Source organism: Flavobacterium sp. I-STPP5a (assembly GCF_009764685.1).
GTDB lineage: Bacteria > Bacteroidota > Bacteroidia > Flavobacteriales > Flavobacteriaceae > Flavobacterium.
In genome coordinates this window covers 31,608-57,196 of sequence record NZ_VHLM01000077.1, presented here as the reverse complement: position 1 = coordinate 57,196, position 25,589 = coordinate 31,608, and the positions used below count along the sequence as shown (strand labels likewise).

The 25,589-nt window shown below is 34.4% G+C and carries 28 protein-coding genes; 4 read left to right on the top strand and 24 right to left on the bottom strand.

What is annotated here, in order from left to right; all coding sequences use genetic code 11:
- Window positions 1-44: 44 nt before the first annotated feature.
- The 3 genes from FJV36_RS14335 to FJV36_RS16590 form a co-directional block, all read right to left on the bottom strand.
- The gene (locus FJV36_RS14335) at window positions 45-1,202 is read right to left on the bottom strand and encodes a lanthionine synthetase LanC family protein (protein WP_158728581.1); all 1,158 of its coding nucleotides are present in this window, start codon (window positions 1,200-1,202) and stop codon (window positions 45-47) included.
- A 45-nt stretch (window positions 1,203-1,247) separates the two neighbouring features.
- The gene (locus tag FJV36_RS14330) at window positions 1,248-2,900 is read right to left on the bottom strand and encodes a S41 family peptidase (RefSeq protein ID WP_158728582.1); all 1,653 of its coding nucleotides are present in this window, start codon (window positions 2,898-2,900) and stop codon (window positions 1,248-1,250) included.
- Between the two features lie 355 nt (window positions 2,901-3,255).
- Window positions 3,256-3,381 (bottom strand): hypothetical protein, encoded by a 126-nt coding sequence (locus tag FJV36_RS16590; protein ID WP_255470413.1) that lies wholly within the window; start codon window positions 3,379-3,381, stop codon window positions 3,256-3,258.
- A 346-nt stretch (window positions 3,382-3,727) separates the two neighbouring features.
- Here FJV36_RS16590 and FJV36_RS14325 point away from each other — a divergent pair, with 346 nt between their 5' ends.
- The 3 genes from FJV36_RS14325 (at window position 3,728) to FJV36_RS14315 (ending at window position 6,201) form a co-directional block, all read left to right on the top strand.
- A complete protein-coding gene (locus FJV36_RS14325) occupies window positions 3,728-4,072 on the top strand; it encodes a helix-turn-helix transcriptional regulator (RefSeq protein WP_158728583.1) in 345 nt (114 codons plus the stop codon).
- A 73-nt stretch (window positions 4,073-4,145) separates the two neighbouring features.
- Window positions 4,146-5,324, top strand: coding sequence for an acyl-CoA dehydrogenase family protein (locus tag FJV36_RS14320; RefSeq protein ID WP_158728584.1), 1,179 nt, complete (start codon window positions 4,146-4,148; stop codon window positions 5,322-5,324).
- Window positions 5,325-5,415: 91 nt separating this feature from the next.
- Entirely contained in the window at window positions 5,416-6,201 is a 786-nt protein-coding gene (locus FJV36_RS14315; RefSeq protein WP_158728585.1) for a DUF3050 domain-containing protein, read from the top strand.
- A gap of 89 nt (window positions 6,202-6,290) precedes the next feature.
- Here the strand turns inward: FJV36_RS14315 and FJV36_RS14310 are convergent, their stop codons facing one another.
- From FJV36_RS14310 to FJV36_RS14235, 16 genes are all read right to left on the bottom strand, one after another.
- Window positions 6,291-7,310, bottom strand: coding sequence for a hypothetical protein (locus FJV36_RS14310; protein WP_158728586.1), 1,020 nt, complete (start codon window positions 7,308-7,310; stop codon window positions 6,291-6,293).
- The gene (locus FJV36_RS14305; protein WP_158728587.1) at window positions 7,291-8,916 is read right to left on the bottom strand and encodes an NAD(P)/FAD-dependent oxidoreductase; all 1,626 of its coding nucleotides are present in this window, start codon (window positions 8,914-8,916) and stop codon (window positions 7,291-7,293) included. Before FJV36_RS14305 ends, FJV36_RS14310 begins: the two co-directional genes overlap by 20 nt.
- Window positions 8,894-10,411: a polyamine aminopropyltransferase gene (locus FJV36_RS14300; protein WP_158728588.1), complete on the bottom strand. Its 1,518-nt coding sequence runs from the start codon at window positions 10,409-10,411 to the stop codon at window positions 8,894-8,896. The genes FJV36_RS14305 and FJV36_RS14300 overlap by 23 nt, the downstream gene beginning before the upstream one ends.
- On the bottom strand, window positions 10,404-10,619 hold the full coding sequence (locus tag FJV36_RS14295) for a DUF350 domain-containing protein (RefSeq protein ID WP_144891223.1): 216 nt from the start codon (window positions 10,617-10,619) through the stop codon (window positions 10,404-10,406). The genes FJV36_RS14300 and FJV36_RS14295 overlap by 8 nt, the downstream gene beginning before the upstream one ends.
- 21 nt (window positions 10,620-10,640) lie before the next feature.
- Window positions 10,641-10,826 carry a hypothetical protein gene (locus FJV36_RS14290; protein WP_158728589.1) on the bottom strand — a complete coding sequence of 62 codons (186 nt, stop codon included), beginning with the start codon at window positions 10,824-10,826 and terminating at the stop codon, window positions 10,641-10,643.
- A gap of 2 nt (window positions 10,827-10,828) precedes the next feature.
- A complete protein-coding gene (locus FJV36_RS14285; RefSeq protein WP_158728590.1) occupies window positions 10,829-12,043 on the bottom strand; it encodes a DUF4178 domain-containing protein in 1,215 nt (404 codons plus the stop codon).
- Between the two features lie 5 nt (window positions 12,044-12,048).
- Entirely contained in the window at window positions 12,049-12,411 is a 363-nt protein-coding gene (locus FJV36_RS14280) for an S-adenosylmethionine decarboxylase family protein (RefSeq protein ID WP_158728591.1), read from the bottom strand.
- Window positions 12,412-12,534: 123 nt separating this feature from the next.
- Window positions 12,535-12,852 carry a 2Fe-2S iron-sulfur cluster-binding protein gene (locus FJV36_RS14275; RefSeq protein WP_158728592.1) on the bottom strand — a complete coding sequence of 106 codons (318 nt, stop codon included), beginning with the start codon at window positions 12,850-12,852 and terminating at the stop codon, window positions 12,535-12,537.
- 165 nt (window positions 12,853-13,017) lie between these two features.
- Window positions 13,018-13,257, bottom strand: a complete 240-nt coding sequence (locus FJV36_RS14270) for a NifU family protein (protein WP_073205171.1) — start codon at window positions 13,255-13,257, stop codon at window positions 13,018-13,020.
- Between the two features lie 69 nt (window positions 13,258-13,326).
- Window positions 13,327-14,454 carry an Mrp/NBP35 family ATP-binding protein gene (locus FJV36_RS14265; RefSeq protein WP_158728593.1) on the bottom strand — a complete coding sequence of 376 codons (1,128 nt, stop codon included), beginning with the start codon at window positions 14,452-14,454 and terminating at the stop codon, window positions 13,327-13,329.
- A gap of 169 nt (window positions 14,455-14,623) precedes the next feature.
- Window positions 14,624-14,953, bottom strand: a complete 330-nt coding sequence (locus tag FJV36_RS14260; RefSeq protein ID WP_158728594.1) for an MGMT family protein — start codon at window positions 14,951-14,953, stop codon at window positions 14,624-14,626.
- 31 nt (window positions 14,954-14,984) lie between these two features.
- Window positions 14,985-15,620, bottom strand: a complete 636-nt coding sequence (locus FJV36_RS14255; RefSeq protein WP_158728595.1) for a LysE family transporter — start codon at window positions 15,618-15,620, stop codon at window positions 14,985-14,987.
- Between the two features lie 42 nt (window positions 15,621-15,662).
- Window positions 15,663-16,340 (bottom strand): tRNA (guanosine(46)-N7)-methyltransferase TrmB, encoded by a 678-nt coding sequence (gene trmB / locus FJV36_RS14250; protein ID WP_158728596.1) that lies wholly within the window; start codon window positions 16,338-16,340, stop codon window positions 15,663-15,665.
- Window positions 16,341-16,469: 129 nt separating this feature from the next.
- Window positions 16,470-17,009, bottom strand: a complete 540-nt coding sequence (locus FJV36_RS14245; RefSeq protein ID WP_158728597.1) for a nuclear transport factor 2 family protein — start codon at window positions 17,007-17,009, stop codon at window positions 16,470-16,472.
- Window positions 17,002-18,390, bottom strand: coding sequence for an AsmA-like C-terminal region-containing protein (locus FJV36_RS14240; protein ID WP_233264552.1), 1,389 nt, complete (start codon window positions 18,388-18,390; stop codon window positions 17,002-17,004). Before FJV36_RS14240 ends, FJV36_RS14245 begins: the two co-directional genes overlap by 8 nt.
- Window positions 18,371-19,459 (bottom strand): AsmA family protein, encoded by a 1,089-nt coding sequence (locus tag FJV36_RS14235; RefSeq protein WP_158728599.1) that lies wholly within the window; start codon window positions 19,457-19,459, stop codon window positions 18,371-18,373. The genes FJV36_RS14240 and FJV36_RS14235 overlap by 20 nt, the downstream gene beginning before the upstream one ends.
- 422 nt (window positions 19,460-19,881) lie before the next feature.
- Between FJV36_RS14235 and FJV36_RS14230 the strand changes: the two genes are divergently transcribed.
- Window positions 19,882-21,456 (top strand): murein L,D-transpeptidase, encoded by a 1,575-nt coding sequence (locus FJV36_RS14230; protein WP_158728600.1) that lies wholly within the window; start codon window positions 19,882-19,884, stop codon window positions 21,454-21,456.
- Between the two features lie 140 nt (window positions 21,457-21,596).
- On the opposite strand, the gene FJV36_RS14225 is transcribed toward FJV36_RS14230, so the two are convergent.
- The 5 genes from FJV36_RS14225 to FJV36_RS14205 form a co-directional block, all read right to left on the bottom strand.
- Complete coding sequence (locus FJV36_RS14225; protein WP_158728601.1) at window positions 21,597-22,424, bottom strand: Bro-N domain-containing protein; 828 nt, start codon at window positions 22,422-22,424, stop codon at window positions 21,597-21,599.
- A gap of 191 nt (window positions 22,425-22,615) precedes the next feature.
- Entirely contained in the window at window positions 22,616-22,930 is a 315-nt protein-coding gene (locus tag FJV36_RS14220) for an HPF/RaiA family ribosome-associated protein (protein WP_086453357.1), read from the bottom strand.
- A gap of 248 nt (window positions 22,931-23,178) precedes the next feature.
- Window positions 23,179-24,147 carry a HaeIII family restriction endonuclease gene (locus FJV36_RS14215; RefSeq protein ID WP_158728602.1) on the bottom strand — a complete coding sequence of 323 codons (969 nt, stop codon included), beginning with the start codon at window positions 24,145-24,147 and terminating at the stop codon, window positions 23,179-23,181.
- Window positions 24,147-25,238 (bottom strand): DNA cytosine methyltransferase, encoded by a 1,092-nt coding sequence (locus tag FJV36_RS14210; protein WP_158728603.1) that lies wholly within the window; start codon window positions 25,236-25,238, stop codon window positions 24,147-24,149. The genes FJV36_RS14215 and FJV36_RS14210 overlap by 1 nt, the downstream gene beginning before the upstream one ends.
- On the bottom strand, window positions 25,235-25,516 hold the full coding sequence (locus FJV36_RS14205) for a helix-turn-helix domain-containing protein (protein ID WP_233264550.1): 282 nt from the start codon (window positions 25,514-25,516) through the stop codon (window positions 25,235-25,237). Before FJV36_RS14205 ends, FJV36_RS14210 begins: the two co-directional genes overlap by 4 nt.
- Window positions 25,517-25,589 lie beyond the last annotated feature (73 nt).

Here is a 25,589-nt window from a genome sequence, read left to right as displayed (position 1 = left end):
TGTGTATTTTTATTTATATAAAGCATTAGATATAAGCAAATTAATTAATACAAATTAATAACCTCCAGCCACTTAGTGTCTATTTTATTTTCAATGGTTAATAGTGTGAGCCCTAGTCCAACAGAACCTACTAAAAGGTTTGTTTCAGGAATATACTGCTTACTACTATTATCAAACCACAGATATTCTTCAAAATTACAGGTCTGTTTTTTTAGTATCTCATACCAGCGATCAATTTCTTTACTGTAATCTATTTTGTATTTTTTGGATGCTAAATATAACTGAATTAAAATACCAGCAGAACCATGACAAACACCAAAATCATCAACCGCAGAATCCTCAAGACTTAAAGTTGCGCTATGATTCATTAATGATATAGCCTCATTTATTAGCAAGGTATCATCGAGAAAAACACCCGCATTATATAACGCATTCGAAACTCCTAAATCACCTTGACACCATGAAAGCCTAGAAGGAATAATTTTATTGGTTTCTATTGAAATTACATTAGCGTAATACTGCTTTGTTTTGGTGTCATAGTTTTTATATGAAACTAGAAAATCTACACAAACTTTTAAAGTCTTACTAATATCAGCATTAAGCACTGTAAAATGAGTTTTTAAGTAAATTAAAAAATTTAAATAACTAGCAACGCCGTGTGCCAAGCCAAAGGAATAATAATCTCCTCGACTTTCATCTGACTTAACTAGGATATTTTTGAAATCGCCATTAATTTTAAGAATTAAATTTTTAGCAAAAATGCTCAAAATTTTAGTGATAGCAATATTTTTGTTTGACTTGTATCGTTCAATAAAATACATAGCTATACCCATAGCTTCATGCATAAAATCAAAGTTATTTGATGCACATAATATTTCGAAATCCTCTAATAGAATAGCATCAATACTAACAAAATAGTCTTCGCTTATATCAATACTGCTATTCCTAAGTCTTAATAAAGTTAATCCATATCCAGCAACACCAGAACAAAGAGAAATTGAATTTTGTTGTTCTTCAATCAATTCATTAGTTTTTTCTATTACTGCCAATAGTTTGTTTTCAAACTCTACAACTGGGTATGCTTCATATAAATAATCATAAAATAAGATAAATCCCGATAATCCAAGATACAATCCAATTCTATTCTCCTTACTAAAAGAATCCCAAATATTTTTTTCGATTTTAAGTATTTTGTTTTGCATTTTAAATGATGTACCTTAATAAATAACAACTATCTCAGGATAAAACTACTTCCCTGATTCAATAAATTGTAATGCCCTATCTAAAACTTCGTCTCTTCCTTCTTGAATCCCTTTTATTGTTGGTTTAACCTCTATATCTGGAATGATTCCAATTCTTTGGGTTTCACTTTTATCAGGATAATAAACGCCAATTCCTGAAAACTGTGAATGAAAAGCTTTCATATAATCAATATTACTCACATTCCCATCAGCACCAGCGGTTTGACTACCAATAATTGTGGTGTTGCCAGCAGCTTTAAAACACATTGCTGTCCATTCGGATTGGCTTATAGATTTTTCATTAAGCAATACAACGACTTTTCCTTTATAATTATTCTCATTGACAGACCCACAAGTGGTTCCTTCTGTCCATATGAATTTTCCAGGATACATTAAATCTGGCTTGGTATAAATAGCAAAAACTTTTTCTTGAGCGTATAGAAACTTAGAAATCTCTTCATACGTCCCATTTGGATAATTTCTCATATCAAAAACTATTGCTTTGGTTAATTTTAGTTTATCAATCATTTCTGGAACATCTTTAACAGTTAAAGCCCCCATATCTACATAACCAATGTTATTTCCTAGTAGTTTAAAATAATTCTTTTTGAATCTTATTTTTGAATTGTTATTGAGTTCATAATTATTTAAATTATAATCAACCATATTTATTGTTTTTGTTATTGTATTACCATTAAATAAAAAATCTAATTTAATGGTATCGGAATATCCTGAAAGTGAAGGTTCAATTAATTTAGATAAGTAAAAAGCTTCATTTGAAGCGGGAATTAAATCTCTATACTCTAAAATTATTTCTTTAATTGTTTTCTCATTTACTTTCAAAATCACATCTCCAATTTTTAAACCTGCAGTCTCTGTCAGATTAATGTTTAAAATTTCGGTAACAATCATCTTCTCATCAATTATCTTACACTCAACAGGTAAAAAATGTCTTTTTTTAGCATATTTGTAAAAAACTACATGAGAGTCATTAAGTTTAACCGTTAATTTTCGCATTACTTTATAAAAATCGTCTTGGATTTTAGCATCGATAAAATCAGGTAACATTTCCTCTAAAGTGGTGTCCCATTTCGTATCCATTAAATATTTATATGGGAAAAAGTATTCCATAAGATTCCAATACGTAAACAAAGCTAAAAGTCGTTGATTTTTATCATTGAATTGATAGGCTGCATAATTTTCGTTTTTTACAAAAACATTTCCAGCTCCTTCTTCTGCATCAACATAATATTGATTGCCTTGAAATCTATTGTTCTCAATAAATTTTAACTTCAGCGAAAGCTTCTTCGAAAATAATTCATTGTTGTTAATCCAACTTAAGTCAAAGTTTTTGTCAAAATATTCAATCCCTTTTGTCTGAATGATTGGTGTGACGTTCTTTACTTCACCAAGAGAAACTATCCAGTTTTCCAATACATTAGAAAACTCTTCTTTGGTATTGGCTTGCTCAATTTTTGGTAAAACTTCAAAAAGTTGATTGTCCCAATTAAAATCACCATTGGCTACCTTTGGGTGGTAATATTTTAGATAACCCCAAACTTTGCAGGTGGCGGCTAGTTTTTGGTTTTCAGTAAATTTAACCTGTCCAAATAAAGTTTGAGAAAGTAGGACAAGGAGCAGTAAGGTATTTTTTTTCATATACTGGAGATTTTTATTAAAAACGGAGGTGGTATAAATACAATAACAACTTTCAGTTTAATAAAAGTTGTTGTTGAGTCTACTAATTAATAGATTTTATGCAAATTATGATTTTTAGAATAAAAACACCTTAAAAAATACTTTAAAAGTACTAATCCATAAATGTATAAACTCCAATAACCAAACAGTTTATAACTATTATAATGTAAAACAAATTTGTTTATTAAAATGCAGTTTATTTTTTCACAGAAAGCAATTAGATACTGAAAGTAAAAACTATGCATATAAAACTTCAAATCAACTAATATTTACAACTAATTCTAGTCTTTTAAACATGTTTAGTAAAGCTAAATCATTAGTCCACACTTTCATATGGCGGACAATCATGACACCATGACACATAAGGCCCAGATAAACGATTACACACTCCAGAAGTAGGCCAGTTTCCACCCTTAATTGTTTTCTGTTCTTCCTTACCCATTTTAATAACTTTCAGATTGTTTAAACTTAATTTTTTCATCTTTACTTTTTTTAGATGATTAATAAATATTTTTGATACTCAAAAAAATTCCCACAAATAAATCTTTTAAACAACCACGTCGACTTAGTTTATTTTAGGAGACTTAAAACAAGATATTTTTTTCAAACTTATCAAGTAACTATTAGAATTCCTATGCGATTTTATGTAAATCACATTGAATAAATTATTTAAATCTTAAATTACAACGAATACAGCATTTACAATTTTAAAGAACAGATGAAATATCACTAAAAGTGGGTATTGCATAAATATGATGAATTTACATTCTTTGTAAGAAAAAAATAAATTGACAAAAAAAAAATTAAAAGAAGCTAGATTAAATAAAGGATTATCTCAAGAAACCTTGGCAGACTTAATAGGGATGACACAGTGCAATTACAGCCGTAGAGAAAATGGAAAAAAAGCTATCTCGGATGCAGAATGGGCAAGAGTCTCTAAAGCTTTAGACGTAAAAAAAGAGGATATTTATGAACCGAATAGCGCTGTCAAAAGTACAAACTATTTCATGAACAAACCTTTTTTTACACTACATGATTACATCTCGGCGTATGTTGAATTGCAAAATGAAAACAAATTGTTAAAAAATAAATTATTTCTTCATAATAAAGATAGTAAAAAAAATAGTTTTTGATTAAAAATATAACAATTGTTAATGCTTTTGTTATATTTCTTTGTGTAAATTTGTAGCTATAAAATTCTAAACCATGAGACCAGACTTATTTCAATCACCAGATTATTATAACTTAGACGATTTACTAACCGAAGAACACAAACTAGTGCGCGAATCAGCACGTGCTTGGGTTAAAAAAGAAGTATCGCCTATTATTGAAGACTTTGCACAACGTGCTGAATTCCCGAAACAAATTATAAAAGGTTTAGGTGAAATTGGTGGTTTTGGTCCGTACATTCCTGTTGAATATGGAGGTGCTGGTTTAGACCAAATATCATACGGATTGATCATGCAAGAAATTGAGCGCGGAGATTCTGGTGTTCGTTCTACTTCATCTGTTCAATCATCGTTAGTAATGTATCCTATTTGGAAATATGGTAACGAAGAGCAACGCATGAAATATTTGCCAAAATTAGCTACCGGAGAATACATGGGATGTTTTGGCTTGACCGAGCCTGATCATGGATCAAATCCTGGCGGAATGACTACCAACTTTAAGGACATGGGCGACCATTACCTTTTAAACGGTGCTAAAATGTGGATTTCTAATGCTCCGTTTGCAGATATTGCTGTAGTTTGGGCTAAAAATGAAGAAGGTAGAATTCACGGTTTGATTGTAGAGCGTGGCATGGAAGGTTTCACTACTCCAGAAACGCACAACAAATGGTCGCTTCGTGCATCATCTACAGGAGAATTAATTTTTGACAACGTAAAGGTTCCAAAAGAAAACCTTTTACCAAATAAATCTGGTTTAGGAGCGCCACTTGGTTGCTTAGACTCGGCTCGTTATGGAATTGCTTGGGGCGCTATTGGTGCCGCTATGGATTGCTACGATACCGCTTTGCGTTATGCCAAGGAAAGAATTCAGTTTGACAAACCAATTGCAGGAACACAATTGCAACAAAAGAAATTGGCCGAAATGATTACTGAAATCACAAAAGCACAATTGCTAACTTGGAGACTTGGTGTTTTACGAAATGAAGGAAAAGCAACAACGGCTCAAATCTCAATGGCCAAAAGAAATAATGTTGACATGGCTATCAATATAGCTCGTGAAGCCAGACAAATTTTAGGTGGGATGGGGATTACAGGAGAATACTCTATCATGCGCCACATGATGAACTTAGAATCTGTAATCACATACGAAGGGACACATGACATTCACTTGCTAATCACAGGTATGGATATCACTGGAATTCCAGCTTTTAAATAGTAGTAAACGTTTATTAAAGTATACTTAAAAATGATAACAAAGGCTTCTTGGAAACAAGAAGCTTTTTTATCTTTACACAAAAATACCACCTATGAATATTGCCACTATAAACAATAGTATTCAATCACAAAAAGAACAATTACTGCAGCACACATTGTACAATAAAGTGAGAACAATTGAAGATTTACAGTGTTTTCTAGAGAATCACGTCTACGCTGTTTGGGACTTTATGTCACTTTTAAAAGCGCTTCAATCTAAGCTTACTTGCACATCAACGCCATGGTTTGCTACTCCAAATCCTGAAACGAGATATTTAATCAATGAAATCGTATTAGCCGAAGAATCAGATCTAACTCTTGATGGTAAACGTTCCAGTCACTATGAAATGTATATTGAGGCCATGGAAGCGTGTCAAGCAGATACCAATGGAATCAAAAGCTTTTTACAAGAAGTAGACTCTTTAAAAAACATTTTTGTTGCTATTAAAACAAGTAATTTACATCCCAACATTAAAGCTTTTTTAGACTTTACTTTCCGAGTTATTGAAGAAGGTAAATCTCATGAAATTGCCGCTGCTTTCACTTTTGGTAGAGAAGATCTGATTCCAAGTATGTTTACTGAAATCTTGAAAAACTTTCAAGCTAATTTCCCTGAAACAGACTTGAGTAAACTTATCTATTATTTTGAAAGACATATTGAACTTGACGGTGACGAACACGGACCAATGGCCATGAAAATGATCACAGAGCTATGTGGTACTGACGAACAAAAATGGTCAGATGTAGAGGAAGTATCAAAAATGGCATTAGAAAAAAGAATTGGACTTTGGGATGCTATAGAAGAACAATTAATTCCTGAAAAAATGCTAGCTGAGTAGTTAAAATTCTACCTTACATAATACAAATCCTGATTCATTATCAGGATTTTTTTTGCACTAGCAACAATTTTTCTTTTCAAATTGAAAAGTTATTTCTTGGATTTCCATATAAAACCATCTAGCAAGTAATGGGTAAATTGAGGTACTGTGAGTAACGGAACCAAGATAAATTGCCAGCTCGAAAAATCATAATTAGCAACAGCAAACTGATCGTTCCAAACCAATATTTCCCAAAAATATTCTTCGCAAAAAGCGATAAAAAGCACAAAACCTATAAAAAGCAGTACACCTCTAAGGCCGCGAAGAGAACCTAAAAAGCGATATGAATTGGTAGTGTTTTTTTGAATATCATTAAGATAAATCAAAGCCATATACGGAATACCATGAGACACCACATTAAGTAAAGTAAAAACCAAATCATTATTAAAATATACGATTCCGAAATACCATGATAAAAAAGTTCCTACAATAATGGCGTTTTTTGGAATATTAAAATACTGATCTTTTACATATTTATACCCCGTAAAAACTAGATAACTTACAAGAATTAGTGCGTAAACCCAACCCAAAACACTTAAAAATCCTTGATGTTCGAGTTTTACAAAATCATGGGGCGTGAACCAGTTGAAGGCTCTAGGTGTTGAGAAAAACCAATACAACATAGGATATCCTGTAGCGGTATAAATAACTAAAGCATCGTAAAAAGTACTCCACTTGGTTTTAACTTCTTTACGTGAATACAAGCGCATGAATCCATATTGCTGCCTTATAAAATGAAAAACAGCTACATACGCCAAGACTGACCAAAAGACAAGGCTTCCAAAACTAAAGAGAATCATACCAATTACAAAACATAAAATCGGGAGAAAAATCAATAAGGACCGTCTTTTTTGAAATGCCTCTGGAACAAAATACGTTTTAAACAAGGTAGCATACACATGCGCCACATCTATAAAAACAATCAGAAACAACCAGGTATAAAAGGAAAAATGCTCCTCTACATATTGTAAGGCATCTTGAAATAGAAAAACGACAGCAACCACAAAAAAAGCAGGTGCTAGAATAAAAACAACATCTGTTTTGGGCTTATCAATCCACGGTTGTTCCATCTAGAATTGTGTTTACAATGTTAATACCTTGATGAAATGCTTCTTCAAAAATTGAAATGCCCGCCAAATCAGAATGAGCAAAGAAAATCCGATTATCAATGCTAGCTGAAGCTTCTTTTTTGGCTTGACCAAAAATAAAATCCGGAACAGGACTAATCATTCCGTGTCCCAATCTATGAATGTGTATGTCCTCTATAAAACTTTCAATGGTGGGATGCGCCATTTTTAAATCGTTAAGAACTATTTGTTTCCAATAGTTTTCTTTTTGGGAGTACAACAGTCTGCGATTTTTCTTGATCTCAACCGTTGAAAAACTATAGTAGTACGTAATCACTTTTTTGGGTTGGATTTGCTCTAAAGTTTGGTGTTGGTCGTAGATATACCCCAACCCTTTTGAACCATAAATTACATTGTCCCAACACAAAGGAAAACTACTATTATCTTGAAGTTCTGAAACTACTAGAGTTGCCAAAAACCAAGGCGCGTAGTGAAAATTGGGAGTGATTTTTTTTCGATCCTTAAAAAAGTATTGATTGACAAACTGAGGTGTAGCCATAATAACCTTATCGGCAATTATCTCCAGTGAAGTTTGATTTTGCGCATCATATGTGGCAGCAATTACTTTCTTATTTTCAATTTTTATATCAAATACAATGTGATTGGTTAGTGTTTTAGAATGAGCATATTTTTTTAAATGTGATGCTAAACGCGCATTTCCTTCGGGCCAAGTAAGTACGGTATCATTTCCATCTGGAGCCGTGTCTTGCTTACGAGCTGCAAAGTAGTGAATACCCGCCCAAGCCGAAACTTCTTTGATCCCTAAACCAAAATCATCTCTACAGCAATAATCAATGTAATTCAAGAGTGGTTGCGCTGTATACCCATCTTGCGCGCACCATTGCAGCATTGTCATTTTGTCTAAAGCTCGTATGGATGAGTCCTGAGAAGATTTGGATAACGGAATATCAAAATAATACACTCCATCTTTATCTTTACCCGTTCTAAAAGCACTCATCTTCAGGAAAAAATCTTGAATTTGTGCATCCTCATCTGGCGTGTTTCCTGTTTTTGGTACCAAACCTTCCTGCCAATTGTTTCTATAAAACAATCTTTCATCTGGTGCAAATGTGAGTTGTTGCGCATCAAATATTGGAAAACCCTCATGGTCATAACCTTGAATAATGGCTTCTTCCTCTAGAAAATCAAGCAGTTCTTGATCGGCTTTATTAGGCAGTGGTAAGTAATGCGCTCCTAGCGGATATTTAGAATACTTATTTTCTCCACTTGATGAATTTCCTCCCAAATGATTTTCTAATTCAACCACTAAAAAATCATGAATTCCTTTTTTTGAAAATTGCCTAGCAGCACTTAGCCCAGATATTCCGCCTCCCACAATTAAATAGGGAATATGAATTTGCTTGGTTGGTTTTGGAAAGTTTTTGGTACGCAATCGGTGCCCCAAAATATGATTGGTGCCAGACAGACGAATAAGAACCTGAATTACCTTTTCTTGACATGCCTGTAGAAACGGAACGGCTAATAAAGCTAATCCAACCGTTTTTACAAAAAAGCGTCTCGAGGTATTATAATTTTCCCCATTCTTCATCAAAGTAGCGCACTAAAATTTGGTTATCTAATCGATTGATTTCAATGTCTTTTGAAATCATATCTTTGGCAAAATAATTGAATTTGTAAAACTGATAATTGTAAAAACGCAACCCTTCTACTTGCCTGTTAACGGTGTTAAAATTAGTTTGAAACCCATTCATAGCAATTGAAAATCCCCATTCTCCAAAAGAAGGAACATAAGCGTGATACGCATCGACCTGAGGGAAAACTTCCATCATGGTTTTATTGATACACCAAAACGATTTTGGAGCAAAATAAGGAGAAGTAGTTTGCACAACCACAACGGCATCTGGAGTTAAAATTTGTTTGAGGGTACTGTAAAAACTCCAAGAATACAACTTCCCTAAACTGTAATTTGAAGGATCTGGAAAGTCCACCACCACTACATCATATTGTTTTTTGGTATTCTTAGCCCATACAAAAGCATCTTTGTTGAGTACTTCTACTTTGGCATTATTCAAGGAATTTTGATTGAATTTAGTCAAAACAGAATTGGTTTGAAACATCTTGGTCATTCCTTCATCAAGATCTACAAGAGTGACATGCTTTACATCTTTGTATTTCAAAATTTCTCGAACGGCTAAACCGTCTCCTCCGCCTAAAACCAACACGTTATCTACTCTCTTTGCCATAGATATAGCCGGATGCACCAGCGCTTCATGATATCGGTATTCATCTGTTGAGCTGAATTGCAAATTATTATTCAAGTACAAGCGGTAATCACTCTTGTTATGAGTAAGCACAATGCGCTGGTAGGGAGTTGAATTTGAGTAAATAATATTTTCCCCATACAGTTTACCCTCAGAATATGACAAAATAGAATTTGAAAACAAGTACACTACAAACAAGATTAAGAAAGCTCCAATGGCCTTGGTTCTTAATAGATATACGCTCTTCAATTCAGATTTTAAAAGAAAGCACAAGGCAATGGCAATACTCACGTTGATCATCCCAAAAAACAAGGAAGTTCCCATGATTCCGAGTTTAGGAACTAAGACTAACGGAAATAATATGGATGCCAATAATGCTCCGATATAATCAAAAGTAAACACATTAGAAACCAAGTCTCTAAACTGCACTTTGTCTTTTAAAATGTTCATCAACAAAGGAATCTCAAGCCCTACAAGACAGCCTGTTACAAACACTAAAAGGTATAAAATAAATTGAAATGAGTAAACACTCTCAAACAGTAAGAACAGTACAACAGAACTTAAACCACCAATAAGCCCAACCAAGATTTCAATTTCAACAAAAGTGTTGAGCATGTTCTTTGTTAGAAATTTAGAAAAATAAGAACCTACTCCCATGGAGAAAAGATAGACCCCTATGATAAACGAAAACTGTTTCACGGAATCGCCTAATAAATAACTGGCAAGCGTTCCTGCGACTAGCTCATACACCAAACCACAGGTTGCAATTGTAAAAACAGCAAAAAGCAGCAGGTATTCAAACTTTAAAAAATTTTTACCCATGTATTGCGGCACTAATAATCATTGAAAAACCAATAATAAGTGCACCAAAGACAATAGCTACAGCGGTATTATTTTTTTCTGTAATTTGTTTCCAAGTATTCTCGGGAGTTAGTTTTTCAATAATAAAGTACGCTATCAATAAAATGATAATTCCTAAAAGTGAAAAAACAAGCGAGTTTAAAATAGGTTTTGAAGCGATAAAATCCATATTTGATAGTTTAAAATTAATTTATTTATGATAAAAACGGTTTACTGCACCGCGTGAATTTGAAGAGGAAGGTCTATAATTTTCGGTAGATTCGCAATCACACAACTGACTTCCAGAGGTGTTGTAATATAAAAACAATGCATAAAAAAGAGCTCCTATTACAAGTGAAAGAGCATTACTGCGCATAAAATCTAAAATCTTATCCATACTTAAGAATTAAAAAAAGACTCGTTAGTTTCTCCCCATCTTTTAGCTTCGAAATTTTTCTCTACATAATACAAGACCAGCACAAAAATAACCATGATTATTAAAATGAGCCAAATATTTCTGGATGAAGGCTCGCTCCACACCACTTTTACATTCATAAAATCACTGGTAACATCCTCTGGTGCTTTCATTGGGGTTATGTTTAAATGATAGGTTCCCGCTGGGACACCACATAAATTAAACTCCTCCGAACTTGAACCTTCGGACCATGACTCACCATCTGTGTAGCCTGAATAACGCTCAATATCTTTACTAGCATACACTTCCTCTCCTGTTTTTTCGTTGATCAGCGCCACTTGAACATTGACCCATGAATTGCTCACGGGTGCATACAACTGTACCTTCAATGGTGCAGCACTACCGGTGAGTGTAAAACTAGGACTTACAAAATCTTTAGTAGTAAAGTTTGCCAACGCTAATTGGGTATCCAGCACTTCTGTTCGAACACGATCTTTGTTTAAATACCAGTTAGACACTAAAATTAATGCCAAAACACAACATAAAGTAATGGCTAAATTACGCAAGTTAAACAGAAAAGGCTGCACCATTCCTACACCAACTTTAGTGGGTAAATAAGAAGCGTTGAAGGCTTTTTTTACAGCAGCTTTAGAAATGTGTTTCCCCAAAAAAGCATTTTGTGCGCTTCCATTTCGTTCAAAAGAAAGTACTTGAGGCGGATTTATATACTCAATGAGCTCTGCTTTCTCAAAAATATCAAAGTCAAAAAAACCGCGAGCAGCTCTTAACTTGGGATAAAAATAATCATACCTGTCAAAAGTTCGTTCTTCATAATCAACTGTTAATGGATGATTCCCTACTTTTGAAGCAAATACTATTTCTTCAAGAATGATCCAGTGCCCATCGGCCTCAGATAGATATAAAAAATTTTCTTTGCCTTGCAGGATGTACTCAGTCCATTCAAATCCTTCATTTTCTTTGACCAAAATCCCCGTAATGGTGTAATCGGTATTGTTAAAAACACCTACTTGACCTATTTCAAATTGGTCAGTAAAGGTGTAAGGTCTTAGTTGATCTTTAAATCGTAAACCATCTCGTTCTTGATAAACATAAACGCAATTGGTACACGCATAGATTTTTACATCAAAGTTTAGATCTAATTGTATGGTATGATTGCAATTTGTACAGGTAACTTCCATGCGTATTATCTGTTAATTTCGAAATCTTTTATAAGCACCCCATCAAAATAAGAAACATAGGCAGCCATTACATCTTTTACTTTTTGTGAATTGTCTTGTAAATAATTGCACAAATAGACATCTAAAGTGAGCTGGTTGTACTCAGGCCAAGTGTGAATACAAATGTGGGATTCTTTGAGGCAAAATGAAATGGTGAAACTCCTATTTTCGAAATCATGAACTACGACACCTACTTTTTCTAGCGAAAATTGAGTCAGAATTTCTTCTGTAACCTTAGTGAAACCGGCACTATCCGTTAATTTTTGAGAGTCCTGAACTTGCAAGGTAACTAGTTTATGCAATCCAGGGGAATAGGTCGTAAGGTCCATGTATTCGTAATGAAAATTTGAAATGTGATTTTTACTGTACGAATATATCTCTTTTATTTTGAATAAAAAAAAACCTCAAATAATTTTCATTATTTGAGGTTGTATGCTAGTGGTAACTTTTGCTTAATTTTCAGGAGCTAATTCTAATTCTAATCCTTCTAACTCTTGGGTAATTGGGATTTGGCATCCCAAACGGCTGTTTGATTTAACATAAAAAGCTTCAGATAACATGGCCTCTTCATCATCACCCATTTCTGGCAGGGCAACATCATTTAAAACATAGCATTGGCAAGAAGCACACATGGCCATACCGCCACAAGTTCCTTCTACAGGAAGTTCGTAGGCTTTACAAAGCTCCATTATATTCATTGCCATATCTGTAGGAGCTTGTAGTTCATGCACTACTCCTTCTCTATCTTTTATTTTGATTAATACATCCATGCTATTCTAGTGTGTGTGTTACGATTATGTTGTTAGTTGCGCCCGCGTGAAGGATAGAAGCAATCCGCCAAAGCGGAGCGGATAGCCTGACCGTTTTATTGAAATAGGCCTCTCAGTTGTATTACTGGTAGCCTATTTTAATAAAAGGGTCACGCCATACTGATGTTATAAAATATTGACAACAGTTTCTATTTGAGGAGCAAATTTTTTGATGGTTGTTTCAACACCTGCTCGCAGCGTCATTTGGTTTACGCTACAACTGGTGCAAGCTCCTTCAAGACGAACCTTTACATGCTTGTCATCTTCAATGGAGATAAGTGTAATATCGCCGCCGTCTGAATTCAAGAAAGGTCTTATTTCTTCGAGTGCTTTTTGAACTTCTATTGTTAATTCTTCTGTTGTCATTTTCTTTATTTAAAGAGTGAAAGATTAGAAAATTGAAAGATTATAAATCATTTTCAAAAAATTCTAATATTATTTTTTTACAGCTGAGCAACCGGCCATTGTTGTTATTTTTACTGCTTCGGTGGCTGGTAAACTTTCGTTTCGAGCTACTACCTCACGCACTACATTGCGGGTTACCTCATCAAAAATATGTTCTACTACTGAGGCCATTTGCATGGCTGCAGGACGACCGTAATCTCCAGCTTCGCGAATAGATTGTACAATTGGAATTTCCCCCAAGAAAGGTACGCCTAAATCCTCTGAAAGATTCTTAGCTCCTTCTTGACCAAAGATGTAGTATTTGTTTTCTGGCAACTCTTCGGGTGTGAAATACGCCATGTTTTCAATAATTCCTAAAACAGGAACGTTAATGGCTTCAGACAAGAACATAGACACTCCTTTTTTAGCATCAGCCAAAGCAACAGCTTGTGGTGTACTTACTACAACGGCACCGGTAATAGGCAATGATTGTACAATAGACAAGTGAATATCTCCTGTTCCTGGAGGCAAATCAATAAGCATAAAATCAAGTTCTCCCCAATCAGCATCAAAAATCATTTGGTTCAAAGCTTTAGAAGCCATTGGTCCTCTCCAGATTACGGCTTGGCTTGGCGCAGTAAAAAACCCGATAGATAGAATTTTAACCTCATAACTTTCTACTGGTTTCATTTTAGACCTTCCATCAACGGTAACTGATATTGGTTTTTCATTTTCAACATCAAACATGATAGGCATAGACGGCCCGTAAATATCGGCATCTAAAATACCTACTGAAAAACCCATTTTTGCTAATGTTACAGCTAGGTTTGCTGTAACTGTTGATTTACCTACTCCTCCTTTTCCAGAGGCTACGGCAATAATATTTTTGATTCCTGGTATTGATTTTCCTTTAATTTCTGGCTTATCAGCTACTTCAACTTTAGTATTGATTTTAATTTTGGCTTCAGCCGAAACCAATTCAAGGATCGTTTTTTTGATATCATCTTCAGCGCGTTTCTTGATGTGCATCGCTGGTGTATGCAAGACTAAATCAACAACCACCTCATCTCCAAAAGTGATTACGTTTGTAATTGCACCACTCTCTACCATGTTTTTTCCTTCGCCAGCTATAGTAATTGTTTCTAAAGCCTTAAGAATGTCTTTTCTATCTAATTTCATTTCTCGTTAACTGTTTTCACTTGGTATTTGCACACCAGAATATTATCTTTATTTAAACTGATTTCAGATTACAAAGATAGGATGAAAAGTTAATATTTTAAAGCATTTGTATTGCATTTATTGATTTATCAATCAGTAGGAATTATAACTGATTTTCAACTGAAAATTGTTACTCAACAGCGGTTTCGGGCTGCCAAAAATGATTCTTAAAATCAACAATTTGGTTGTCTAGCACTACAATTCCCTCGTTTTCTAGAAGTTGTTGCATTAAATTGGTACCATCAAAGTGCATTTTGCCAGTAAGCAAACCATTTCTATTAACAACTCTGTGTGCAGGTACATCCTCAAGAGTGTGTGATGCATTCATGGCCCAACCCACCATTCTGGCTGATCGCGCTGCTCCTAGCGCTTTTGCAATAGCGCCGTATGAAGTTACTTTACCATGAGGTATTTGCCTTACGATATCATAAACACGTTCAAAGAAATTAGTATCAGTCATGATTGTGGAGTACTAAAATTAGTTATTGGAACTAACCCCAATAGTATCGAACAATATTAACTAAGGTAACTAGAGATATCAAACCTGTAATACTGCCAATTATAGTGTTCATGTTGCGCATGAGATAATCCGTTTTTTCTTGAATTTTTTGAAAAAAAGTGATGTAAAAGTAAAATACTAAAAAAGATCCCAGCACCACTCCAGAAACAAAAATAAAAACATGTGTGGTATCAAAATAAAACAAATTGTAAGACGCAAGTGTAAGTCCTACAAACACATAATAGGGAATAGGAAAAAAATTAAGTGCAGAGAGTAGCATGCCTAAGAAAAAACGTGTGGACGTACTGCGTTTTTTTATTTTTCCTTTTTTCTTGACGGGCTTTTTGGCTAAAAACAAAAAATAAATAGTGAGTAACGCAAAAATTCCAAAACCAATTTCACGCAAGAGCACAATAACATCTGGACGTTCTTTGATAAATTGAGCAAAAAAAAGTGCTAAGGCTGCTTGAAGAAAAATAACAAGCACTGCGCCTAGTACAAACCAATAGGCACTACTTTTTCCTTCCTTGATATTGACTTTTGCGGCAGTCATATTGATTAAGCCCGGAGGTGTAATCCCTACAAAAGCGGTAATAAAACCCAAAAACAAGGAAGTGATTAAATTCATAGTCAAAGTGCTAGTACAGAAATATCTGCCTCAAATATAAAACTATTCTTTGATTTTGAATCGAATATATGTTATTGCTTTGTTAATTTCTAAGTATTGTTTTTCGTAAAAAGTTTGAAAAGCAGTTACCTCTTCTGGACTTCCTTCATTAACATACACATTGTGATTGGCATACAAAACTTCGTGTCCTTCACCATGCAGCAAGCCTAGCGTGTATCCATGCATGAATTCACTATCGGTTTTTAAGTTAACAACACCGTCTTTTTTGAGAATTTTTTTATACAATTGCAAAAACTCTGAATTTGTCATTCGGTGTTTTGTTCGCTTGTATTTTATTTGTGGATCTGGAAAAGTGATCCAGATTTCATCTACTTCGTTTTCAGCAAAAATATGGTTGATGAGTTCAATTTGAGTTCGAATAAAAGCCACATTATACAAGCCAGTTTCCACCGCTGTTTTAGCTCCACGCCAAAAACGAGCTCCTTTGATATCAATACCTACAAAATTTTTGTTAGGGTATCTTTCGGCAAGTCCAACAGAATATTCGCCTTTTCCGCAGCCTAATTCCAGAACTAATGGATTGTCATTTTTAAAAAAATCAGTATTCCACTTTCCTTTCAACGGAAATAAATCGCCTACTACTTCTTCTCTCGTTGGTTGAAAAACGTTATTGAATGTCTCGTTTTCTTTGAACCTCTTTAATTTATTTTTGCTTCCCACTTTTTTTGAATATTTGGGCAAAATTAAGGAATTATATAAGATAGAATGTCAAAGTAGCAAAAAAATGAAAAATCAAGAGACAAACTCTCGAAAACGAAACCTATTTGTTGCTTAAAAAAGTACCAACTCTTAGTTTTTTATTACTTTAACTTTGAGCTTATCGATAATAACCGACTCGCTTGCTGTTTTCAATTCAATCACTTTACTAGAATTTTCATTTGGAATGGTCATGGATAAAACATAATGCTGTATTTGCCATTGGTTACCCACTTTTACCAAAACACCAGATCCTCTGCAAATTTTCATTTGGGTGTCAAGCAATTCATCAAACCAAGCTGTAGTTCCGGTTTTATCAAAAAACAAATGTCGTTCCAGCGGTGTAAAACTCCAAGCTTTGCCTTTATCAAAATGAGGTTTTGCGTAGGCTTGAAAGGCTTTTTTATCCCAATTCTCTGTTGCATCGGTGCCAATAAAAACGGCATCATCAGTCATTAAACTAAAATAGTCTTTATAGTTTGCTTCTGCTGCGGCTTTGTGCCAATTATTGAGTACAGTATGAATGGCATCTTTATCTTTTTGCTGTTGTGCTGTTGCAAAAGGTGATCCCCACACAAAAACTACTACTGCAAATAAACACACAGACTTACTGAAAAACATTGCTTTATTCATGATTTTTGTTCCATTTAATTTTAATTTTCCCGTCAACATCTGCGGCTAGTAAGTGCAAGACGATGCCTTTGGTACGTTTTTCTTCTCGCTCTTTATCCGTTAAGAGTAAGTGATCTTTTTTTGGATTTCGCAATGGAATAGTCATAGCCAAGCGAGTTCCTCTACCATACGAATATACTCCTTTTGCATCTAAATTCAGCACATTCGAACTCACTTTTAAAGCGTTTACCTGAATTTTTTCACCATTTATTTTAAAATCACCTGATAAATCACTGAAGGAAATATTATTTACATCCCGAAAAGGAAAGGCAAACTTAGCAATGTTAGTTATCGGTTTAAAATCTATCAACGCTCCTTTTACCACTTCAAATTTTGCTACACCTGTCATGGAGTTGGTTTTAAGATGTCCGCCTGCTTGCAACAGTCCTTGCACGGCAGCAGTTGCGGTAAGCTTCCCTTTGACATTGCGAGGTTCAAAAGATGTGATGCCAAAGTTGTTCAATCCTTCTAAAAATTGATTCAGATTTACTTTCTGTATTTTTGTTTTTGACTGCCATTTAAAATGATCTTTCTCTGGAGTCAACTGCCCTTGAAAATCTACAGTTCCGCCTGCACATTGCACGCTGCCATTATTTACGCGTAAAGAATTATTTGACAATACAATTGTTGCTTTGGTTTGGGTAGCCACAAGTTTGCTGTACGTCATTTTATCTGCTTTTAGCTTTAGTACAACTTGGCATTTATCTATCACTTCATACAACTCTTTTGAGAAAGAATCCTGTGATTTTTCTTGAATGGCTGGCTTACCACTGCTACTCGTTAAGGCTCCTATACATTGTTTCACGTCTAAAAAAGGAGCGTATATATCCCAATTCACAACCATTTTTTCTGGATTTTCATAGTACAAAGTCATGAAATTGTCTATGCGACCGTCCATAAAAACCGAGTTGCGGTTGTCTTTGAAGTTAATTTTTTTAATGAGCAACGCTTTCTCTGTAAAGTCAAGTTGGATATCAGTTTTAAGAAATGTCAGGTTTCGTGGGCCATAATTTACAATAGCATCTTTAACATAAACATTCCCTGTAAACTTGGGTTTTTTAATGCGTAACTTTTGAACATCAAATTTAAAATCTAAGTTCACTTTAGCTTGACCGCCAGAAAAATGCATCAATTCTTTATTGATCACTTGATTCAATTGCGTAATCGGGAAATTAGATCGAAAACTTCCAGCTGCTTCTGTTTTCTCCAAATTCAAAATGATTCCGATAGGAATTTCAAAAGGGATGGTTTTAAACTTTCCTTTCATATCGGTAATAGTAATGGCTGAATTAGCATCATTGAAACCCGCTCCTTTTTTATAATTAATTGGTAAACGTAGCATCAAAGGTGCAGGCTGTAATTAGTCCATCAGGAAGTTTTAAATCATTGTTTTTAATTTTGGCTTGCACTAAAATTTCCGGATCCCCAGTTTTACTCATGTCTCCGTTTATAGTACAGCCCACCTGAATGGGATTTTTAAAATCAAATTGATTTACCTTTTCACTAATGTTATTGCTCAATAAACTCGAGGCTTCACGCCAAAGCAAGGTCGCGTTTAACGCAATTTTAAAAGGTGATGTATTAGGGTCTAAATTAAAACGGGCATCAACCTCAAAAAATGTATTTCCTATAGCGAGCTCCTTAGACACCACAGCAATGGAATTCCTTTCGGCATTAAAATCTAAACCCAAAAGGCCTTCCACTTTTTTATTTTCTATAAAACTACCTCTTTGTGTGTTAAATGCCATGCTTCTTGCGTGTGTACTCAAATCAGCAAAGGCATGCCAATTATCTCCATCATATTGTACTTTGCTTTGCAAAGAAATGGAATCAAAATCAAACAGTTTGTGGTTTTCTTGATGCTCAGATATAAACCGAACTTGGCTTAAAATTATTTGATCAATGGATGGTGGCGAGTTCTTCTTGTCCTCTTTATTTTTGGGTTTAACCCGAAACAAAAGCGTATTGTCTAAACCGTTTTTCCCTTTAAAAAGATGGATTTTGGCCTGCTGAATTTCAATTTTATCCATTTCGATTTGGTTGCCCAAAAGCGCTATTACGTTCAATCGCAATTCGATTTTTTTGGCACGAAGCAGCGTTCTTTTGTGCGCTTGCCACATACTATCTTTTACTACAACTTGGCTTAAAGCCAATGTCATGCTAGGAAAACCCTTGAACAACTTATAATCTATGTCACCTATAACTACTGACGCGGTGCTTTTTTCGTTAATTTTAGCATTTACAAGTGCTACAATTTCTTTTTTATGGCTTGTAAAATACCATGAAAATAGTCCGGTAACTAGACCTAATACAGCCACAAGTACCATTATAAAAACACCAACACCCTTTAAGATTTTCTTGTAAGGCATGGCTTTGAGATGGTTTATTATATTTAAGATTATTTTTTTCATACTACAGGGTGCATTCCGTCAAAATAAAGATACAGGATTATTAGCTTTATATCTTTGGCAACAGCCTGAAATACAAAACTATTTGGCACCAAAAAGCAATTCAATACTCACAACAGCACCAAACAACAAAATAGCGCCATAAAAACTAGATATTAGTTACAAGTATTTGCTCATTTGTTGTATAATTATTGGATTAAGCCTCTTGTTTTGTAAGCCTGATGCAGTTAAACAAAACAAAATTTCCTTTGCAAAACGTTTATTTACAGTAATTTACTATTTTTACTTTTTAAAAAAATATAAAATAAAACAAAGAATAGTAGTCTTGTCACAAGCTTGACGCTATTCCATTATGGTCGGTGAGGTTCCTATTTGCCTTATTTTTGTAACACAAAACCGCTGTTTTTAAAATATTATTTGGTCTTATGAAAAAACTGTACGTTACCGCATTTTGTCTTGTTTTCATCTTGTTGTTGACCTTTGTTTCTTGCAAGAAAAAGGAACTCGCCACAAACGCTACAAAAAGCACCCCTGTATTTGAAGCCACTTTTGATAGCACTCAAATTCAAACTTTTTTTACCCAGCATCCCGCCCTGCAACAGTATCAAACCGAAGTGACGCAATTGTACCGCAAACATCAGTTCAAGTACATTTGGTATGATAAAAACGGCATCAACGAGTTTGCTGGCGTTATGTACAACAAAGTCAACAACATCAGTGAAGAAGGCGTGCGAGCCAAAATACCCTACAAGGAAAAACTAGATGCTTTGTTCACAAGTCCTGCCGAAACTAAAAAACCCAACATCAACACGGAGCTGCTGTGCTCTGCCATTTATTTTTTTTATGTAGACAAAGTATTCCACGGTATTGATCCAGAGAAATCTAAAGAACTAGGATGGTTTCTACCAAGACAAAAACAATCCTATGTGGACTATTTGGATTCCTTATTAATTGATCCTAAGTTGATTCATAAAAACGAAAAAGGTGCCATCAAGCAGTATTATCTATTAAAAAACGTTCTTGAAGAATATAGAAAAATAGAAAAAAAAGGCGGCTGGAAACCCATTCCTATTGACTCTACTGTTGCGTCCTACAAACCTGGAGACAGCGCAGCCACCATAGCAGCCATTCGCACCCGCTTGTTTATCACTAAAGATATTTCTACCGATTCTAAAAGTGCTGTTTATGACGATGAACTAGCCGAGGGAATACTGCATTTTAAGAAAAGAAGCGGCAATCTCTTGAACAAAAAGATTTTACCAAAACACATTCGATATATGAATGTGCCTGTCGAAAGTAGAATTAGGACTTTAATGATCAATATGGAACGCTGCAGATGGATATCAAAAGACATTACAAAATCCAAAGAACTGATTGTAGTTAACATTCCTGCCTACGAACTTACTTTTTTTAGAGACGGAAAACCCGAACTCCAGTCGAAAGTTGTGGTGGGCAAGACCTTGAATGAAACCGTGATTTTTAGCGCGCCCATGAAGTATATTGTTTTTAGACCGTACTGGAATGTGCCGCAAAGCATCATTAAAAAAGAAATCTTACCCGCTATTGCCAAAAATCCCAATTATCTGAAGCAACACAATATGGAGCGGAAAGGAAATCTGGTGCGACAAAAACCCGGAAATCATAATTCTCTAGGTCTTGTGAAATTTTTATTTCCCAATTCAAATTCAATTTACCTGCATGATACGCCCTCCAAAGGTTTGTTTAGCAGAGAAGACCGCGCTTTTAGCCATGGATGCATTCGGGTTGCAAAACCAAGACAACTAGCGGCAGCCATCATGAAAGACGACCCAAAATGGAATCCTGAAAAAATTAGTGCTGCCATGGATGCTGGCGATGAAAAATGGTACACGCTAAAAAATAAAATTCCCGTTTACATAGGTTATTTTACCGCTTGGGTAGATCCCGATGGTGTGATTCATTTTTACGAAGACGTGTATGAGCGTGATGAAGCGCTAGCCAACTTACTGTTTGATCAATAATCAGTTACAGCAATAGTTTTACGTATACTTCCAAAAAAAATGACACTATCTCCATAAGACAGTGTCATTTTTTTAGTGTGCCAAAAGGCTATGGTTTAAAACGCTCTAAAACTAGTTCATCCTCTAATTTGTTGTTTCAACTATTCTTTTAATTTATTACTATCTTCTTTTAAAACTTTAGCATTTTGTGGGCTAACAATTTTTTTACCCGTTTGTTCTTCAATTTGCTTTCGGGTATTTCCAGCAATTTCACCGCCTTTTCGGGCAATTTTTTTATTATCTGCAAAGGTTTTAGGATTGTTTTCTTTACTAATCTCTGTTGTGGTTGCTTCCGCCAACATATTTAATACCAATTCTAAGTTGGTCATATTATCTCTTAGGTTTTCTTTTTTTAAGCCTTTTAAATTCTTGTACTGCTTTACTGTGTTTCCGCTCCAAGCTTGGGTAATTATATCAGTGAGTGAGGCAAATTCCTGCCCTTTTTTTACACCTCTATTTTCCCATTCATCGGTGAGTTCTTTTCTAACTTCGATGCTTTTCAGGCGCTGATTAATCCATGCTGTAGAGTATCCTAATTTCAAATAATTTTCCATAGCACGATCAATCGCCTTTTCTGGATCTTGACTCTCTTCTATTCGTTCGTAGCCTATTTTAGCTAACCATTGTTTAAAAGGCTCTGCTTTTGGCGAAGGAATAGATTGAATCAAACGGAATAGTTGCTCTGTATCAGCAACATCTGTTAAACGCATTTTACCATCATCAGCCATCATTTTCAATTGTCCCATATTATGGGACAGTTCACTTCCTTCGTTTTTCAGTTTTGTTTTCAGTGCACTCCAATATTTCCGTGACCTAGGACTATCCGTCAAAACTTGTATAATATCTACAATGGAGAAAAACCATTTCTCTTGTTCATTATCCCAGGAGGAACGTATTTTTTGGCTTTCGAATAATTTTATGTTTTCCATTATTTTGTTCTAATAAGTTTCGTTTTCTCAAATGGCTACTTTTCAATGCTTTTTGGAATCACAGCGAGCATACTAATTTACTATTAAAATAATAAAAACTACTATTGCAATTCTAAAGATTCTTGACAAAAAAAATGACACTATCTCCATAAGACAGTGTCATTTTTTTTAGTGTGCCAAAAGGCTATGGTTTAAAACGCTCTCTTTTTCTCGAAAGAGGTTTCTAGTACTTTTTTTATTTTATCAAGTGCGCCATGAAAAGCTTTTTCAGTAGTATCGGCGTGGTTTGTAACTGCTACAGGCTGCATGTTTATAGGTCTAGCCTCAATGGTACAGCGCTTGTCATTTACTCCGCCTTTGTCACTATTTTCATCTCCTAAATGCACCTCAAGGCGTGTTACCTTTTCCTCAAAACGAGCCAAAGTAGTGGCTACCTCATCTTGGATATATGATTTTAAGCGTGCATGTCCCTCTACATTATTGTCTGTGTTGATTTGTACTGTCATAATTTTTATTATTTAATGTTCTATTCTCAAATTTACCGATTGCAGTATAAAAAACCGAACACCTTAATAAAATATTGGGAAAATAAATAGCAGAAAAATCGAATTTAAGGAAGGGAATGGATTAGCCATTTTCTAAATAATTATATATGAAGTCGTTCTCGGTTTCAAACTCTGAATCAAATTTCATTACAAATCGAGAAGTTAATTTATCAACCCAATTTTCAATTGCTTGTTTTGAATTTTTATTATCAAATAAACAATTGATTTGAGAAAAGTGAATGAGGTGAAGAAACTAAATTAATATCGAATTTTAATGACGGTTCAATTCGAGAACTTGCGTTATGAATGCGAAAAGAGATTTGCCAACCTTCATTCAAAGTTACTAAAAGTGTTGTTTGAGAATTATCCTGATAAACAACTTCAATCAATCTATTAGGTAATTTTAATCTTTGAATTTTAGCTTTTGGTTTAATATTTTCAAAAGGTAAATTCAATGTGCCGTGTAAATTGTAGGCTTGTATTTCTACTTTGTTTTTTCCTTTAATGACTTTGTAAAAATCCTGATTACCAATTAAATACTCAACTAATCTTTCTGCTACGATTCCAGAGTTTTCTTTATCTAATCTCAATAATTCAGTTTTAAAAGCATCCAAAACGGGAACATAAACAGACGTATGATAATCGCCTAAAGTATCCCACTTTTGTGTTGCTTTACTTGCTGTTCTTAACTTTGCCAAATTACTAAAAACAGGATTTATTTCTTCAAAATAATCAACAGAACAAGGAATTCCTAACCATTTTTGACCGAAATCAATATCATTTGACAAGCGCGAATGTTTAACAGCTCTATGATTATTTTTTGCTGAAATTCCAATCTCCCATTTTTGCAACGACCTAATAGCTAATACATCTCGAACATCTCCAGTTTGACCTGCTTTATCTGCAACAATTTCGAGTTGTAAAACATCATTCTCGTTAATTCCATTTGCCAAACGTGGCTCTATATCAAGCAGAAAATTAACAGCAAAACTTGCAACTAATTTATAATGACTTTGCTCTTTTTCGTCAAAACTCACAAAACATTTAAGAGCAGTTTTAAACGGTTCATTTTCAATAACTGTAACAGAAGTTACGACTTTTAAACGTTCCAAAAATTCATTTAACAAAGCGTATTCAAAGGCTTTACCATTAATTGTTTGAGTTGATATTTTTGCCATTATATAGATATACTTTTAATTATTTCGTTCATTTTTTCAAGTACAATATTTCCATTTACTTCAGTTACAATACTTTTTGAAGTAACATTTTTGACAACTTTTATCTCTTCTAAATCAGAATATATTTTTTGAGCCAAAACCTTCCCCATTCTCACAGGAACAGCATTCCCAATCATTTTGTAACCCGCTACAACGCTATTATATTCAAAAGAAAAAGTATCAGGAAAAGTTTGGATTCTTGCACATTCACGGACACTTAACCTTCGGTATAAACCTTCCTTGCCCTTAACAAATTCCCGAATATTTTGTTCAATAAAACTCATCTTTGGTGCTTGTGGATGTAGTGGAGCGTGGCGCCCGCCTGCTTGAATCGTGAAAGAAACTTCATCCCAAGAACGAACTCTATTTCTTGACATAAACATAGAAGAGAAACCGCCAATCATATATTCGTGATTCAATACTTTGCAATCACTTCCGTTTGTATAGTTTCCTGATTTTGCTGGTAATGCAGTATCTTTTAAATCTCCAATCGCTTTTTCAAGTGTGATTTTACTTTCAAGTGTAGTTGGTCTTGGAAAAGTAAATTTCATTCCTAAATCCTTTCTATACCCAATAAAGAAAACACGTTTTCTATCTTGCGGAACACCGTAATCAGAAACATTCAACAATTGGAATGTCAAATCGTAACCAATATCGGTAAACATTTGTTTTATATTTGCCAAAGCATCTTTATGAGCAGGCAATAACATTCCTGATACATTTTCAGCTAAAAAAAACTTTGGTTTTTTATCTGCCAAAATTCTCATAAATTCATAAAATAGCTGACCTCGTTTATCGGCAATTCCTCGTTTTGAACCTGCTTCCGACCAGCTTTGACAGGGCGGACCGCCAATTATACCGTCACAATCAGGAACTTCACTTGAAGGAATATCAACAATGCTTCTCCTGTCTAAAATCGTTTTTTTATGATTTTTTTCATACGTAGCCCAAATTTCTTTGTCGTATTCATTTGCCCATATGACATCAAATCCAGCTTTTTCAAAACCAAGATCCAGACCACCAGCACCAGCAAAAAATGAAACTATTTTCATATTTTAATTTTAAATTTTTTATCGTTGAAGAACTCCATAAATTCAGTATCGAGTGCAAGGATTATTTTCTCCATTATTTCAATAGAAACATTTCTTTTTCCTTTCTCGATATCAGAAATATAATTCCTGTCAACATTCGAAATATTAGCGAGTTGCTCAATAGAAAAGCCTTTATTCTCTCTTAATTCTTTTACTTTATGACCGAATTTTTCTTTAATATCCATATTTGATAAAATTACTTTTACGCCTACAATTGACCCGCCTACAATTGACCTCATTAATTTTTAGTTTTCAACTTGATTTGTTAAAACAGAATTACTCTAAAACAAAAAAAAACGCTACTCTTTCGAA

Coding starts and splice junctions, on each gene's coding strand:
- FJV36_RS14335 (WP_158728581.1), bottom strand. CDS start 1,202: ATGCAAAACAAAATACTTAAAATCGAAAAAAATATTTGGGATTCTTTT.
- FJV36_RS14330 (WP_158728582.1), bottom strand. CDS start 2,900: ATGAAAAAAAATACCTTACTGCTCCTTGTCCTACTTTCTCAAACTTTA.
- FJV36_RS16590 (WP_255470413.1), bottom strand. CDS start 3,381: ATGGGTAAGGAAGAACAGAAAACAATTAAGGGTGGAAACTGGCCTACT.
- FJV36_RS14320 (WP_158728584.1), top strand. CDS start 4,146: ATGAGACCAGACTTATTTCAATCACCAGATTATTATAACTTAGACGAT.
- FJV36_RS14315 (WP_158728585.1), top strand. CDS start 5,416: ATGAATATTGCCACTATAAACAATAGTATTCAATCACAAAAAGAACAA.
- FJV36_RS14310 (WP_158728586.1), bottom strand. CDS start 7,310: ATGGAACAACCGTGGATTGATAAGCCCAAAACAGATGTTGTTTTTATT.
- FJV36_RS14305 (WP_158728587.1), bottom strand. CDS start 8,916: ATGAAGAATGGGGAAAATTATAATACCTCGAGACGCTTTTTTGTAAAA.
- FJV36_RS14300 (WP_158728588.1), bottom strand. CDS start 10,411: ATGGGTAAAAATTTTTTAAAGTTTGAATACCTGCTGCTTTTTGCTGTT.
- FJV36_RS14295 (WP_144891223.1), bottom strand. CDS start 10,619: ATGGATTTTATCGCTTCAAAACCTATTTTAAACTCGCTTGTTTTTTCA.
- FJV36_RS14290 (WP_158728589.1), bottom strand. CDS start 10,826: ATGGATAAGATTTTAGATTTTATGCGCAGTAATGCTCTTTCACTTGTA.
- FJV36_RS14285 (WP_158728590.1), bottom strand. CDS start 12,043: ATGGAAGTTACCTGTACAAATTGCAATCATACCATACAATTAGATCTA.
- FJV36_RS14280 (WP_158728591.1), bottom strand. CDS start 12,411: ATGGACCTTACGACCTATTCCCCTGGATTGCATAAACTAGTTACCTTG.
- FJV36_RS14275 (WP_158728592.1), bottom strand. CDS start 12,852: ATGGATGTATTAATCAAAATAAAAGATAGAGAAGGAGTAGTGCATGAA.
- FJV36_RS14270 (WP_073205171.1), bottom strand. CDS start 13,257: ATGACAACAGAAGAATTAACAATAGAAGTTCAAAAAGCACTCGAAGAA.
- FJV36_RS14265 (WP_158728593.1), bottom strand. CDS start 14,454: ATGAAATTAGATAGAAAAGACATTCTTAAGGCTTTAGAAACAATTACT.
- FJV36_RS14260 (WP_158728594.1), bottom strand. CDS start 14,953: ATGACTGATACTAATTTCTTTGAACGTGTTTATGATATCGTAAGGCAA.
- FJV36_RS14255 (WP_158728595.1), bottom strand. CDS start 15,620: ATGAATTTAATCACTTCCTTGTTTTTGGGTTTTATTACCGCTTTTGTA.
- FJV36_RS14245 (WP_158728597.1), bottom strand. CDS start 17,009: ATGAATAAAGCAATGTTTTTCAGTAAGTCTGTGTGTTTATTTGCAGTA.
- FJV36_RS14240 (WP_233264552.1), bottom strand. CDS start 18,390: ATGCTACGTTTACCAATTAATTATAAAAAAGGAGCGGGTTTCAATGAT.
- FJV36_RS14235 (WP_158728599.1), bottom strand. CDS start 19,459: ATGAAAAAAATAATCTTAAATATAATAAACCATCTCAAAGCCATGCCT.
- FJV36_RS14230 (WP_158728600.1), top strand. CDS start 19,882: ATGAAAAAACTGTACGTTACCGCATTTTGTCTTGTTTTCATCTTGTTG.
- FJV36_RS14225 (WP_158728601.1), bottom strand. CDS start 22,424: ATGGAAAACATAAAATTATTCGAAAGCCAAAAAATACGTTCCTCCTGG.
- FJV36_RS14220 (WP_086453357.1), bottom strand. CDS start 22,930: ATGACAGTACAAATCAACACAGACAATAATGTAGAGGGACATGCACGC.
- FJV36_RS14215 (WP_158728602.1), bottom strand. CDS start 24,147: ATGGCAAAAATATCAACTCAAACAATTAATGGTAAAGCCTTTGAATAC.
- FJV36_RS14210 (WP_158728603.1), bottom strand. CDS start 25,238: ATGAAAATAGTTTCATTTTTTGCTGGTGCTGGTGGTCTGGATCTTGGT.
- FJV36_RS14205 (WP_233264550.1), bottom strand. CDS start 25,516: ATGAGGTCAATTGTAGGCGGGTCAATTGTAGGCGTAAAAGTAATTTTA.